Source organism: Amycolatopsis rhizosphaerae, assembly GCF_007713715.1.
Taxonomy (GTDB): Bacteria; Actinomycetota; Actinomycetes; order Mycobacteriales; family Pseudonocardiaceae; genus Amycolatopsis_E; species Amycolatopsis_E rhizosphaerae.
The window spans coordinates 1-13,601 of sequence record NZ_VJWX01000165.1; the positions used below are offsets into that span (position 1 = coordinate 1).

The following is a 13,601-nucleotide window of genomic DNA, read 5'->3' on the forward strand; positions in this document are numbered from 1 at the left end:
GTCGGGCAGCGGCGGAACATCGATCGGGGCGGAGCCGGAGCGCAGGGATTGCGTGGCGAGCGCGCCCGCCGCCACGGCCTCGCGGGCGGCGATCGGCGACAACGCCGGCGCTTCGCCGTGCGCGACGTACCGCAGAAACTCTTCATGGTAAGGAGATCCGCGTCGGCGTGTCCTGATGCGACGCCGTCGATCGGGTACTCGCGGTCGCCCTCGAACGACCAGTCCCGGCGGCGATTCCACACTTTCACCACGCCGTCGCCGGTGTCGCCGAAGTTCTCGGCACGGCCCTCGGTGCCGATCACGGTGTAGTTGCGCCAGTAGTCGGGCACGAAATGGCACTGTGCACAGCTGGCGAGCACGCCGTTGTCGGGTCTCATGCGGACCATCGAGAGGTCTCTGCCGCGACCCCGGTTTCCGCCACGTACCGCGCGATCTCGGCCCGCAGGCCGACACCGACCACGCCGACCCGCAGCATTCCGGGGTTCGCCACATCGCCACCTCATCTCTGCGTGAGATTGATCTGCATGATCGCAAATCAATCAGAAATGCGCAAGATATGGCGGGTTCGCTCAACCGGCGATAATCAGCTCCACCGAGGCGGCGGCCAGGTCGGCGGCGAACGACGCGGGCACCTTGGCGTCGGTGACCAGCACGTCGATCGCGTCGAGCCGGCAGATGCGGGCGAACGTGGCCTTCATCAGTTTCGTCGCGTCCGCCACCACGATCACGCGCCGCGCGACCTGGCTGAAATGCCGGCTGACCTCGGCTTCTCCCTCGTGCAGCGTGGTCGCGCCGTATTGGGCGCTGAGGCCGTCGACGCCGAGGATCACCGTGTCCAGCGCGAACGACGAGAGCGCCTCCGACACGAGCGAGCCGACCAGTTCGTAGGACTGCCGCCGGGCGACGCCGCCGGTCACGACGATCTTGATCTGTGCGCGCACCGACAGCTCGTAGGCGATGTTGAGCGCGTTGGTGACGACGGTCAGTCCGGTTTCGCCGTCGGCACGGATGAACCGCTCGCTCTTGCCCAGCGCGCGAGCGACCTCGGTGGTCGTGGTGCCGCCGTTGATGCCGACGGTTTCGCCTGGCCGGACCAGGTCCGCGGCGCGGCGGGCGATCGCGGTTTTCGCCTCGGCCTGCCGGGCGATCTTGTACTGCAGCGGCAGCTCGTAGCCGGTGCCCAGCGCTGCGGCCCCACCGTGCGTGCGGGTGATCAGTCGCTGGTCGGCGAGGATCGAAAGGTCCCGCCGCGCGGTCGCGGCGGAGATGCCGAGCGCGTCACCGATCTCCGCGATCGTGACGTTGCCCCGTTCGCTCACCAATTCGAGCAGGGCGTTCAGGCGTTGCTGGGGCGTCATGTGGGCTCTTTCGTTCCTGGTCGGAGGGGGGCGACCCTCATCCTAGGAGAGCGGCCCGTTCGGCTGAATGATCGAATTTGCTCTTTAAAGCGTAGACCCGTCAAAAACACTCAAGTAGGGTGACGGCTGCGATCACGTCCCCCGTCCTGGAACGAAAGGTCTCCATCCCGTGTCCTCCCTTCCGGATGCTCCCGGCTCCTTCGTGGCCGCCGAACTGGCGTCCCAGCCCGAGATGTGGCGCGCGGCAGCCGCCCTCGCCCCGTCCGTCGCCGGCGTTTTGCCGCAGCCCGGCGAGCGAGTCGCGGTAGTCGGCTGCGGAACCAGCTGGTTCATCGCGATGAGCTACGCCGTCGCCCGCGAACAACGCGGGCAAGGGGTCACCGACGCCTTCGCGGGTTCCGAATACCCGGCGTCCCGCGAGTACGACCGCGTCGTGGCGATCTCCCGCTCCGGCACCACGACGGAGATCGTCGACCTGCTCACCGCCGTGCCCGATCAGCGCACCGTGCTGATCACCGCGGTCAGCGACAGCCCGGCCGCCACCCGCGCGGACGAGGTGGTCGAACTGTCCTTTGCCGACGAACAATCCGTTGTGCAGACGCGGTTCGCCACCACCGCGCTCGCACTGCTGCGCGCCGGCCTCGGCGACGAGATCGTCCCGCTCGCCTCGGCCTGCGCGCGGGCGCTGACCGAACCCATCGACGACCTGCTCGACGCCGAGCAGGTCACCTTCGTCGGCCGCGGCCCTGCCGTCGGCCTTGCGTGCGAGGCCGCGCTGAAAACCCGCGAAGCCGCGCAGTTCTGGGCCGAGTCCTACCCGGCCATGGACTACCGGCACGGCCCGATCGCGATCGCGCAGCCAGGCCGTCTCGTCTGGTCGCTGGGCGAGGCACCCGCCGGGCTGGCCGAGGACGTAGCCCGTACCAGCGCGCGATTCGTGCACCACGACCTGGATCCGCTCGCCGCACTCGTGGTCGCGCAACGATTCGCCGTCGCGCTGGCCCACCGCCGAGGCCTGAACCCGGACCGCCCGCGTTCGCTGACGCGTTCGGTCATCCTCGTCTGATCCCCCGCCTCTTTCGATGATTGTCACTTTGACGCCGAACCCGGCCGTCGACGTCACCTACCGGATCGGAACCCACCTGCCCGGCGACACGAACCGGGTGCTGGAGGTGCAGCGACGACCAGGCGGCAAGGGCGTGAACGTCACTCGCGTGCTCGCCGCGCTGGAGGTCCCGGCCCGCGCCGTGCTCCCGCTGGGCGGCGACGCGGGCCGGTGGCTCGGCGGCGCACTGGACGTGCCGTTCGACGCCGTCCCCATTTCCGGCGAAAACCGCACCACCGTAACGGTGACCGGCGACGGCCACCCGACCGTCTACGCGGAACCCGGCCCGGAACTGTCCGAAGCGGAATGGGCCGCGTTCGCCAGGCGGCTCGCCGAAGGCCTCGCCGGTGCCAAGTTGCTGGTGGTTTCCGGCTCCCTGCCCCGCGGTGCAGCCCCGGACCTGGTCGCCGACTGGGTCCGCATCGCCCACCACGCCGGCGTACGAACGCTGGTCGACGCCTCCGGTCCGGCGCTGCTGGCCGCCGCCCGGGCCGGTGCCGTCGTGAAGCCGAACCACGCCGAACTGCTCGCCGCGACTTCTGCCGCCGACGAAACCAGCGGTGTCGCAACACTTCTCCGCCTCGGTGCCCAACTGGTGGTCGTCTCGCGCGGAGCCGACGGCATCGCCGCCTATACCCCTTGCGGTGTCCTGACAGTCCCCGCCGTGCCTGGCGTGCACGGCAACCCAACCGGTGCCGGCGACGCCGCGACCGCTGGACTGGCCGCCGCCCTCGCCACAGGCCGCCCCCTGCTCGAAGCCCTGCGCACTGCCGCAGCACTGGGTGCCGCAGCCGTCCTCCGCCCAGTCGCCGGCGAGGTCGATATTCCTGCGTATCAACGATTCCTGAACGGAGCCACCGCATGATCACCCGCCCCGACCTGCCCCGGCTGCTGGCCGCCGCCCGCGAGCGCGGTTCCGCCGTGGGCGCGTTCAACGTGATCATGCTGGAACACGCCGAGGCCATCGCCGAAGGCGCGGAACAGGCCGGATTGCCGGTGGTGCTGCAGATCAGCGAGAACTGCGTCCGCTACCACGGCGGCCTCGCCCCGCTCACCGCGGCGTCCTTGGAAATCGCTCGCCGCGCGTCCGTTGACGTGCTGGTGCACCTGGACCACATCGAAGACCCCGAGCTGATCCGCGAGGGCATCGCACTGGGCGTCGACAGCGTGATGTACGACGGATCGCGTCTGCCCTATGCGGAAAACCTCCGCGCGACCCGTGAAATCGCCGACCTGTGCCACGACGCGGGCGTGGCCGTGGAGGCGGAACTGGGCGAGGTCGGCGGCAAGGACGGAGTGCACGCTCCCGGTGCCCGCACCGACCCCGCCGAAGCCGCGGATTTCGTCGCAGCAACCGGCGTCGATGCGCTAGCCGTGGCGGTGGGCACGTCCCACGCCATGGTGGAACGCACTGCCCGGGTGGACCGTTCGCTCGTGGCGCGCTTGCGAGATACCGTACCGGTCCCGTTGGTATTGCACGGTTCGTCAGGGTTGTCGGACGAAGAACTGCGCGGCGCTGTGGTCAGCGGGATGGCGAAGGTGAATATCTCAACGCATCTCAATGGTCTGTTCACGCGCTCGGTACGGCAGTTCCTGGCGGAACAGCCAGACGCGGTCGACCCGAGGAAGTATGTCCGATTGGGCCGGACTGCGGTGGCGTCGGAGACTGCGCGGCTTCTGCGCTTGCTCGCGGGTTGAGCCGGTGTGGCCGGGTCCTGATGTCTTTCGCCACCAGGACCCGGCCGCCCGTCAATCACGACCGTGAGGGGACCCCTCACAGCAAACCCGCAGCCCCGTTCGGTGCCGGTCAGTCGCCTTCCAGGTCGCCTTCGGTGCGGAGGTAGACCTCGCGCAGCCGGGCCAGCAGGTCGGGGTCCGGTTCGGCCCACAGGCCGCGGTCCGCGGCCTCGGTCAGGCGCTCGACGATGCCGCGCAGGGCCCAGGGATTGGCCTGGGACAGGAACTCCTGGTTCTGCTGATCGAGCACATAGGACTCCGACAGCTTCTCGTACATCCAGTCGTCCACCACCCCGGCCGTGGCGTCGAAGCCGAACAGGTAGTCCACGGTGGCGGCGAGTTCGAAGGCGCCCTTGTAGCCGTGCCTGCGCATCGCCGCGAGCCAGCGCGGGTTGATCACCCGGGCGCGGAAGACCCGGGCGGTCTCCTCGGCGAGACTGCGCGTGCGCACGGCGTCGGGACTGGTGGAGTCGCCGACGTAGGACGCGGGCGCCTTACCGGTCAGCGCGCGGGTGAACGCGATCATGCCGCCGTGATACTGGAAGTAGTCGTCGGAGTCGGCGATGTCGTGTTCGCGCGTGTCGGTGTTCTTCGCCGCCACCACGATCCGGCGGTACGAGCTTTCCATGTCCTCGCGTGCGGGCTTACCGTCGAGCCCGCGGCCGTAGGCGTACCCGCCCCAGGTGGCGTACACCTCGGCGAGGTCGGCGTCGTCGCGCCAGTTGCCGGAATCCATCAGCGGCAGCAGCCCCGCCCCGTAGGCGCCGGGCTTCGAACCGAAGATCCGGGTGGTGGCACGGCGCTCGTCACCGTGCTCGCGCAGATCCGCCCGCGCGTGGGCGCGGACGTAGTTCTCCGACTCGGGCTCGTCGAGGGCGGCGACCAGGCGCACGGCGTCGTCGAGCAGGTCGATCACGTGCGGGAAGGCGTCACGGAAGAAACCGCTGATGCGCACGGTCACGTCGATGCGGGGGCGGCCGAGTTCGGCGAGCGGGATGGGTTCCAGCCCCGTCACGCGCCGCGAAGCCTCGTCCCAGAGCGGTTGCACGCCCAGCAGCGCCAGCACCTCCGCGGCGTCGTCGCCGGAGGTGCGCATCGCGGAGGTGCCCCACACCGAAAGCCCGACGGAGCGCGGCCAGTCCCCGGTGTCCTCGCGGTACCGGCGGAGCAGCGAATCCGCCAGTGCCTGACCGGTTTCCCAGGCGAGCCTGCTGGGGATCGCCTTGGGGTCGACGGTGTAGAAGTTGCGGCCGGTGGGCAGCACGTTCACCAGGCCGCGCAGGGGCGAGCCGCTCGGCCCGGCGGGGACGTAGCCGCCGTCGAGGGCGTGCAGCACGACGTCCAGTTCCGCGCCGGTGCCCGCCAGCCGGGGCACGATCTCCGTCGCGGCGAAGGACAGCACCCGGGCGACCCCGGGCTCCTCGGCTCCGAGAAGTTCGGCGCATACGGCGGAAACCGCGCCCGGAGCCCAGTCCCGTTCCTCCATCGCGAGCACCAGTGAGCGCGCCGTGCGCTCGACCGCGTCCACTTCGGACAGTTCGGCGCCCTCCTTGAGTCCCAGCGCCGAACGCAGGCCCGGTACCGCCCCGGCCTGACCGCCCCACATCTGCTGGGCGCGCAGCATGGCCAGCACCAGGTTCACCCTGGCCTCACCGGTGGGTGCCTCGCCGAGCACGTGCAGGCCGTCGCGGATCTGAGCGTCCTTGACCTCGCACAGCCAGCCGTCGATGTGCAGCAGGAAGTCGTCGAACTCCGCGTCGTGCGGACGTTCGCTCACGCCGAGGTCGTGGTCGAGCTTCGCGGCCTGGATCAGCGTCCAGATCTGCGCGCGGACCGCGGGCAGTTTGGCCGGGTCCATCGCGGCGATGTTCGCGTGCTCGTCGAGCAACTGCTCCAGCCGGGCGAGATCGCCGTAGCTCTCGGCGCGGGCCATCGGCGGGATCAGGTGGTCCACAATGGTCGCGTGCGCCCGGCGCTTGGCCTGCGCGCCCTCGCCGGGATCGTTGATGAGGAACGGGTAGATCAACGGCAGGTTGCCCAGCACCGCGTCCGGGGCGCACGAGGCGGACAGCCCGGCCGTCTTGCCGGGCAGCCACTCCAGCGAGCCGTGTTTGCCCAGGTGGACCACCGCGTGCGCGCCGAACTCCCGCTCCAGCCAGCGGTACGCGGCGAGGTAGTGGTGGCTCGGCGGGAGGTCCGGGTTGTGGTAGATGGCCACCGGGTTCTCACCGAACCCGCGGGGCGGCTGGATCATCAGCACCAGGTTGCCCGCCCGCAGGGAGGCGAGCACGATGTCACCGTCCGGATTGGACGACCGGTCGACGTAGAGCTCGCCGGGCGGCGGGCCCCAGTGCCGTTCCACCTCCTCCCGCAGATCCTCCGGCAGCTCCGCGAACCACGCGCGGTACCGGGCGGCCGGAACGCGGATCGGGTTGCCCGCCAGCTGCTCCTCCGTCAGCCACTCCGGGTCCTGCCCGCCCGCCGCGATCAACGCGTGGATCAGCTCGTCACCGTCGCCCGATTCGACGCCGGGGAACGGCTCCGGGCCCAGGTCGTACCCCTGCTCGGCCATCCGGCGCAGCAGCCGCACCGCGGACGCCGGGGTGTCCAGCCCGACCGCGTTGCCGACCCGGGAGTGCTTGGTGGGGTAAGCGGAGAGCATCAGCGCGATCCTGCGCTCGGCGGGCGGCGTGTGCCGGAGCCGGGCGTGTGCGAGCGCGATTCCGGCGACCCGGGCGGCCCGCTCCGGATCGGGGACGTAGTGCGGCAGCCCGTCGGCGTCGATCTCCTTGAAGGAGAACGGAACGGTGATGAGTCTGCCGTCGAACTCCGGCACCGCCATCTGGTTCCCGGCATCCAAAGGGGACAGTCCGTCGTCGTTGGCGTCCCAGGTCTCCCGGTCGCTGGTCAGGCAGAGCGCCTGCAGGATCGGCACGTCGAGCGCGGCGAGTTCGGCCACGTCCCAGGCCTCGTCGTCACCGCCCGCCCCGGCTTCGGCGGGACGGGTGCCCCCGGCCGCGAGCACGGTGACCAGCAGGGCGTCCGCCTTGCGCAGCTCAGCCATCAGTTCCGGCTCGCGGGAACGCAGTGAAGCGCAGTAGAGGGGCAGGGCGCGGCCTCCCGCGTCCTCGACGGCGGTGGCGAGGGCGTCGACGAACGCCGTGTTGCCGGAGAGGTGATGCGCGCGGTAGTACAGGATCGCCACCACCGGGCCGTCTCCCGGCCGCGATTCCCGCTCGAGCACCCCCCAGGAGGGTTGCGGCGCCGGGGGCTCGAAGCCGTGGCCGGTGAGCAGCAGCGTGTCGGAGAGGAAGCGGTGCAACTGGACGAGGTTCGCCGGACCGCCCTGCGCGAGGTAGGCGTGGGCCTCGGTGGCGATGCCCGCGGGCACGGTGGACAGCTCCATCAGCTCGGCGTCCGGGCTCTGCTCGCCGCCGAGCACCACGACGTGCGCGCCGGTGGCCCGGACCACGTCCAGGCCCTCCTGCCAGGTCCGGGCCGAGCCGAGGATCCGCACCACGACGATCTCGGCGCCGTCGAGCAGCGCGGGCAGCTCGGCGAGGTCGAGCCGGGCGGGGTTGGCCAGCCGGTAGCCGGCCCCGCCCGCGCGGGCGCTCAGCAGGTCGGTGTCCGAAGTGGACAGCAGCAGGATCACGGGCCCTCCTCTTTCTCGCCCCACACTCTCCGGGGCCGGGCGCGTCCGCGTCAAGGTGACCTGCGCCCGGCACGGCGAGTCCCACGCTCGTGCGCGTGAGTCCCACGCTCCGTCCGCTGAGTTCCACGCTCGCGGCGGGGAGCGTGGAACTCAGGCCGGGCGTTCGCCCAGCCGCGGGAACGGGCCGGTGGAGAAGATCACCTCGACGCTGACGTCGAAGTACTGGGCGATCCTCAGCGCAAGGTGGAGGCTCGGGCTGTACTCGCCGCGCTCCAGGTACCCGATCGTCTGGTAGTGCACGCCCAGTGCCTCGGCGAGCTGCCGCCGCGAAATCCCCCGCTCCGCGCGCAACATGGCGATGCGGTTGTAGATCGTCTCGCTCATCCTGGCATCCGCCGCAAAGCCCTCTCCCGGCGAGCGGCCACACTCGAGCCGGACTCGCGACGCGCCATCCTACGCAACACGACCGGCGCCACCGCGAGGCCGATCACCGCCCACAACCCGAGCACCCCCACCATCTCCAGGTGCCGCCAGCCGTGCCCGATTTCGACCGCCGCCATCGCGTCCGGCAGCAGCGCCGAACGGGTACCGAGGCCGAGCCAGTAGACCGGGAACAGCTGGCCGATCGAGGCCAGCCACGACGGCAGGGCGGTGATCGGGTAGAAGATGCCGGAGATCGCGATGAGCCCCATCATCGGCAGCATCACCACGCCCATCGAGCGCGGACTGGACACCAGTGACCCGATGACCGCGCCCAGCGGCATGGTCGCGACCAGTCCGAGCGCCAGCACCCCGACCAGCGACAGCAGCGAACCCGGACTCACGTCCAACCCGCCGAACAGGAACATTCCCGGGAGGAGCACCAGCGCGCAGCCGATCAGCAGCATGCCGGAGACCTGCACGATCTTGCCGACCAGATAGCCGGTCATGCCGTTCGGGATGGCCTTGGCGCGCAGCAGCGTGCCGTCTTCGCGCTCGACGGCCAGTTGCTGGGCCAGGTTGACCAGCCCGCCGAACCCGATGTTCATCCCCAGCACGCTGGGGAGGGTCAGCGAGCTGAGCGAGAAGTTCATCCCGGGCACGGTCGAACCGCGCATGAAGATCATCACCATCGTCAGTGCGACCGCCGGGAACAGGTAGGACCACAGGTCCTGGGTGTTGGTGAAGGTGTGCCGCAGCTCGATGCGGCCGCGCGCCAGCCCGGACCGCACGGCGTCGAAGGGGGCGGGAAGGCCGGTGCGGAACGCCCTGCTCGAGTCTGTCATCACGCGCCCCTTCCGTTCTCGTGTTCGCGTACCAGTGCCATGTAGGTGTCCTCCAAGGTCCCTCGCCGCACTTCGAGGTCTTCGACGGCCTCGCCGTACTGCCGGAACAGGCCGTGCACGAACTTCGTCGCCTCACGGGTGGAGTGCACGTACCGCGTGCCGTCGCGGGTCCACTTCACCTCGGTCTCGGTGGCCATGCGCCGGGACAGCTCATCGGCCGAGCCGTCGGCGATGATCGACCCGCCGGCCAGGATGAGGATGCGGTCGGCCAGTTTCTCGGCCTCGTCCAGGTCGTGGGTGGTGAGCAGGATGGTGGTGTTCTCGTCGTCGGAGAGCCGGTGCACGAGATCGTGGAACTCGCGGCGGGCCTCGGGGTCGAAGCCGACCGTGGGTTCGTCGAGGAACAGCAGTTCGGGGCGGCCGACGATGCCGATGGCGACGTCGAGCCGCCGCCGCTGCCCGCCGGAAAGCCGGGCGACGCGCTTGTGCGCGTGTTCGGTCAGCCCCACGGCGGCGATCAGCTCGTCCACCGGCCAGGGCCGGGCGATCCGCTCGGTGGAGTACCGGGCGTAGAACGAGCCGAGGTGGGCGAGCAGCTCGCGGATCCGCCACTTCGAGTGGTCGCGCCACGACTGCAGCACCACGCCCAGTCGTGCCCGCCAGGACTCGTCGCCGCGCGCCGGATCCACCCCCAGCACGCTGACCTGGCCCGACGAGCGCAGGCGGAAGCCTTCGAGGATCTCGATCGTGGTGGTCTTGCCCGCCCCGTTCGGGCCGAGCAGGGCGAGGACTTCGCCCCGGCGCGCGGTGAAGTTCAGCCCGGTGAGCACGTCCTGGCTGCCGTAGCGCATGCGCAGATCGCGGACGTCGAGGACGGGATCGCGATCGTCGGAGCCCGCCGGGGCGACCGCCGAAGCGGGCCCGGTCACGCTTGTCATACCTGTTCCCCCAATCAACGAATGATCGCGATGGAATGTAGCAGTACTACTACATTTCTGCCAAGGACTGCTGTGAGCTGTTCCGGGGGTCGCCCTTTACAGTGAGGACCATGGCCATCCCCGCACGCGCTCGCCCGGACGCTTGCCCGGGCGTTTTCGCCACCCACGAGGCAGCCGACGGCTTTCTGGCGCGGGTGCGCCTGCCCGGCGGCCGCGTCTCCGCCGCGCAACTGGGCGTCCTCGCCGCCTGCGCCGAGGACCTCGGTGACGGCTCGGTGCACCTGACCTCGCGAGCCAACGTCCAGTTCCGTGGTCTCTCCCCGGACACCGGCGAACTGGCCGGACGGCTGGCCGCCGCCGGGCTGCTGCCCGCGCCCGCCCACGAACGCGTCCGCAACTACCTCGCCTCGCCGCTGAGCGGGCTGGCGGGCGGACTGCTCGACGTGCGGCCGCTGGTTCGCGAGCTGGACACGGCGGTGTGCGCCCGGCCCGAGCTCGCCGGACTGCCGGGCCGGTTCCTGTTCGCCTTCGACGACGGCCGGGGGGACATGGCCGCGGAGGAACCGGACCTGTGCTGGCAGGCCGTGGACGGCGACGCCGGGATCCTGTTGAGGGCGGGCGAACCCGGGGAACGGGTGCCGGTGACGGGGGCGGTCGACGCGCTGGTGCGGGAAGCCCTGCGGTTCCTCGACATCCGGGGTACGGCCTGGCGCATGCGAGAGCTTCCGGGTTTCAGCGGTGGGAAAGCGTTCCCAGCGGGGAAAGCGCTGCCCGCAGGGCCCTTCAGCCGGGACGACGGGGGCCAGGGCCTGTGCGTGGTGCCGCTGTTCGGCGAACTGTCCGCGGCGCAGTTGCGCACGCTCGCCGAAGCCGCGCCGGAGGTCGTGGTGACCCCGTGGCGCAGTGTCGTCGTGCCCGGGTACGACCCCGCGTCCGGTCCGGCCCTGCTCGCCCTGTCCACCGACCGGGGCGTCAGCGCGTGCATCGGGCTGCCCGGCTGTGCGAAGTCACGGGCCGACGTCCGGGCCGACGCGCGCCGCACGACCAGTGCCGTCCCGGCGCACTTCTCGGGCTGCGAGCGCCGGTGCGGTAAGCCGCGCGGCACGGCCGACGTGCTCGCCGCCGACGGCGGTTACCTCATCGACGGCGCTTTCGTGCCGGTCGAGGGGCTTGCGGACTTTTTCGCGGCAACAGCACAGAAGGGACAACGGTGATCGACTACATCCGCGACGGGGCGGAGATCTACCGCCACTCGTTCGCCACGATCCGGGAAGAAGCCGATCTCGCGATCCTTCCCGAGGACCTGGAACCGGTCGCGGTCCGCATGATCCACGCCTGCGGCATGGTCGATCTCGTCGACGATCTGGCCTACTCGCTCGACGTGGTGGAGTCGGCGCGCGCCGCGCTGGCCGCGGGCGCGCCCGTGCTGTGCGACGCCCAGATGATCGCCAGCGGGGTCACGCGCCGCCGGCTGCCCGCCGGGAACGAGGTGCTGTGCACGCTCTCGGACGAGCGCGTGCCCGCGCTGGCCGAACGGCTGGGCACCACCCGTTCCGCGGCCGCGCTGGAGCTGTGGCGCGACCGGCTCGCCGGTTCCGTGGTGGCGATCGGCAACGCGCCCACCGCGCTGTTCCACCTGCTGGAGATGCTGCGGGCGGGCGCGGGGGTGCCCGCCGCGATCATCGGGGTCCCGGTCGGTTTCGTCGGCGCCGCGGAGTCCAAAGAGGAACTCGCGAAGCAGGCGCCCGCACCGTACCTCGTGGTGCAGGGCAGGCGGGGCGGCAGCGCCATGGCGGTCGCCGCGGTCAACGCGCTGGCGAGCGAGGCCGAATGAGCACGGGCAAGCTCTGGGGAGTGGGTCTCGGTCCCGGTGACCCGGAGTTGATGACGGTCAAGGCGGCACGCCTGATCGGCGAGGCCGAGGTGATCGCCTACCACAGCGCGCGCCACGGGCGCAGCATCGCGCGTTCGGTGGCCGAGCCGTACCTGCGCGAGGGGCAGATCGAGGAGGCGCTGGTCTACCCGGTCACCACCGAGACCACCGACCATCCCGGTGGGTACGAGGGTGCGCTCGCCGAGTTCTACGAGGTGAGCGCGAAGCGGCTCGCCGAGCACCTCGACGCGGGACGGGACGTCGTACTGCTGTGCGAGGGCGATCCGTTCTTCTTCGGTTCCTACATGTACATGCACGAGCGGCTCACCGACCGGTACGAGGCCGAGGCGGTGCCGGGGGTGACCTCGGTGAGCGCGGCGTCGGCCGTGCTCGGCAGGCCGCTGGTGCAGCGGGACGAGGTGCTGACCCTGCTGCCGGGCACGCTGCCCGCGCCCGAACTGGCCCGCCGCCTTGCCGACACGGACGCGGCCGCCGTGCTGAAACTGGGCCGCACCTTCGATTCGGTGCGGGAGGCGCTGGCCGAGGCGGGCAAACTCGACGACGCGTACTACGTCGAGCGCGCGACCTGGCAGAACCAGCGGGTGGCGCCGTTCGCGGAGGTCGATCCGGAGACGGTGCCGTACTTCTCCGTCGCCGTGGTGCCCAGCCCGGCCTATACGGCGAGGAAGTCCGGGCTCGCGGAAGAACGGCCCGCGCCGCGCGGGGAGCCGGTGGACGGCGGGCAGGTGGTCGTCGTCGGGCTCGGCCCGGCGGGACCGCAGTGGCTCACCCCCGAGGCGGCGGAGGCGCTCGCCGAGGCCGAACACCTGGTCGGATACGGGCCGTACCTGGCGAAGGTGCCGCAGCGGGCGGGGCAGCGGCGGCATGCCTCGGGAAACCGGGTGGAGGCCGACCGGGCGCGGGAAGCGCTGAGCCTGGCGCGGGGCGGGGCGAAGGTCGCCGTCGTGTCCTCCGGTGACCCGGGGGTGTTCGCGATGGCTTCGGCGGTGCTGGAACAGGCTTCGCTGCTGGACGAGCCGGTGCCCGTGCGCGTGCTGCCCGGGGTGACCGCGGCACAGGCGGCCGCCTCCCGCGTGGGGGCACCGCTGGGGCACGACTACTGCGTGGTGTCGCTGTCCGACCGGCTCAAGCCGTGGGAGGTCGTCGAGCGCCGCCTGGACGCGGCCGGGGCGGCGGATCTGGTGCTGGCGCTGTACAACCCCGCGTCCCGTACCCGCACGACACAGCTCGCCAAGGCGCGCGAAGTGCTGCTGCGCCACCGGGAAGCGGGCACCCCGGTGGTGGTCGCGCGGGACGTCGGCGGCCCGGAGGAGGACGTGCGGGTGACCACGCTCGGCGAGCTGGATCCGTCCACCGTGGACATGCGGTGCCTGCTGATCGTCGGCTCCTCCCGCACCCGTGTCACCAACGGCCAGGTCTGGACCCCCCGGACCTACTGACCGCGGCGGAGGGCCGTGAGGGACCCCCTCACGGTCGTATCGACCAGGGTCCCGGCAAAGTCGCGTGAGTGTTGGCCGTGAAGGGTCCCTTCACAGTCGATTTGACTGTGAAGGGACCCTTCACGGCGCCCAACACCGCGCGAGCGTGGGACTCGCCCGGAGGACGGGTCGTGCACCGCCGTGCGGGCCGGGAGCCCCGGGGCTCCGGGG

At 71.1% G+C, this 13,601-nt stretch carries 12 protein-coding genes; 6 read left to right on the top strand and 6 right to left on the bottom strand.

Annotated elements, in window-relative coordinates:
• Together FNH05_RS17640 and FNH05_RS17645 are read right to left on the bottom strand one after the other, a co-directional pair.
• A partial coding sequence (locus FNH05_RS17640; RefSeq protein WP_425458459.1) for a hypothetical protein occupies positions 1-329 on the bottom strand: 329 nt, incomplete at its 3' end.
• A 240-nt stretch (positions 330-569) separates the two neighbouring features.
• Entirely contained in the window at positions 570-1,358 is a 789-nt protein-coding gene (locus FNH05_RS17645; protein WP_144589743.1) for a DeoR/GlpR family DNA-binding transcription regulator, read from the bottom strand.
• 232 nt (positions 1,359-1,590) lie between these two features.
• Between FNH05_RS17645 and FNH05_RS17650 the strand changes: the two genes are divergently transcribed.
• The 3 genes from FNH05_RS17650 to FNH05_RS17660 are packed head-to-tail and all read left to right on the top strand — an operon-like array spanning position 1,591 to position 4,161.
• Entirely contained in the window at positions 1,591-2,424 is an 834-nt protein-coding gene (locus FNH05_RS17650) for an SIS domain-containing protein (RefSeq protein ID WP_144589761.1), read from the top strand.
• 16 nt (positions 2,425-2,440) lie between these two features.
• On the top strand, positions 2,441-3,328 hold the full coding sequence (locus FNH05_RS17655) for a 1-phosphofructokinase family hexose kinase (RefSeq protein WP_144589745.1): 888 nt from the start codon (positions 2,441-2,443) through the stop codon (positions 3,326-3,328).
• Complete coding sequence (locus FNH05_RS17660) at positions 3,325-4,161, top strand: class II fructose-bisphosphate aldolase (protein ID WP_144589747.1); 837 nt, start codon at positions 3,325-3,327, stop codon at positions 4,159-4,161. Before FNH05_RS17655 ends, FNH05_RS17660 begins: the two co-directional genes overlap by 4 nt.
• A gap of 109 nt (positions 4,162-4,270) precedes the next feature.
• Here FNH05_RS17660 and cobN read toward each other — a convergent pair whose 3' ends face one another.
• The 4 genes from cobN to FNH05_RS17680 form a co-directional block, all read right to left on the bottom strand.
• Positions 4,271-7,855: a cobaltochelatase subunit CobN gene (gene cobN, locus FNH05_RS17665; RefSeq protein WP_144589748.1), complete on the bottom strand. Its 3,585-nt coding sequence runs from the start codon at positions 7,853-7,855 to the stop codon at positions 4,271-4,273.
• Between the two features lie 150 nt (positions 7,856-8,005).
• Positions 8,006-8,239: a helix-turn-helix transcriptional regulator gene (locus FNH05_RS17670; RefSeq protein ID WP_144589750.1), complete on the bottom strand. Its 234-nt coding sequence runs from the start codon at positions 8,237-8,239 to the stop codon at positions 8,006-8,008.
• Positions 8,236-9,120 carry an ABC transporter permease gene (locus FNH05_RS17675; protein WP_144589752.1) on the bottom strand — a complete coding sequence of 295 codons (885 nt, stop codon included), beginning with the start codon at positions 9,118-9,120 and terminating at the stop codon, positions 8,236-8,238. The genes FNH05_RS17670 and FNH05_RS17675 overlap by 4 nt, the downstream gene beginning before the upstream one ends.
• Entirely contained in the window at positions 9,120-9,971 is an 852-nt protein-coding gene (locus FNH05_RS17680; RefSeq protein ID WP_222426637.1) for an ABC transporter ATP-binding protein, read from the bottom strand. Before FNH05_RS17680 ends, FNH05_RS17675 begins: the two co-directional genes overlap by 1 nt.
• Positions 9,972-10,168: 197 nt before the next feature.
• Between FNH05_RS17680 and FNH05_RS17685 the strand changes: the two genes are divergently transcribed.
• Genes FNH05_RS17685 through FNH05_RS17695 form a run of 3 tightly spaced genes read left to right on the top strand, consistent with a single transcriptional unit; the run spans position 10,169 to position 13,391 of the window.
• Positions 10,169-11,272, top strand: coding sequence for a precorrin-3B synthase (locus FNH05_RS17685; protein WP_144589755.1), 1,104 nt, complete (start codon positions 10,169-10,171; stop codon positions 11,270-11,272).
• Positions 11,269-11,892, top strand: coding sequence for a precorrin-8X methylmutase (locus tag FNH05_RS17690; RefSeq protein WP_144589757.1), 624 nt, complete (start codon positions 11,269-11,271; stop codon positions 11,890-11,892). The genes FNH05_RS17685 and FNH05_RS17690 overlap by 4 nt, the downstream gene beginning before the upstream one ends.
• On the top strand, positions 11,889-13,391 hold the full coding sequence (locus FNH05_RS17695) for a precorrin-2 C(20)-methyltransferase (protein ID WP_144589759.1): 1,503 nt from the start codon (positions 11,889-11,891) through the stop codon (positions 13,389-13,391). The genes FNH05_RS17690 and FNH05_RS17695 overlap by 4 nt, the downstream gene beginning before the upstream one ends.
• Positions 13,392-13,601 lie beyond the last annotated feature (210 nt).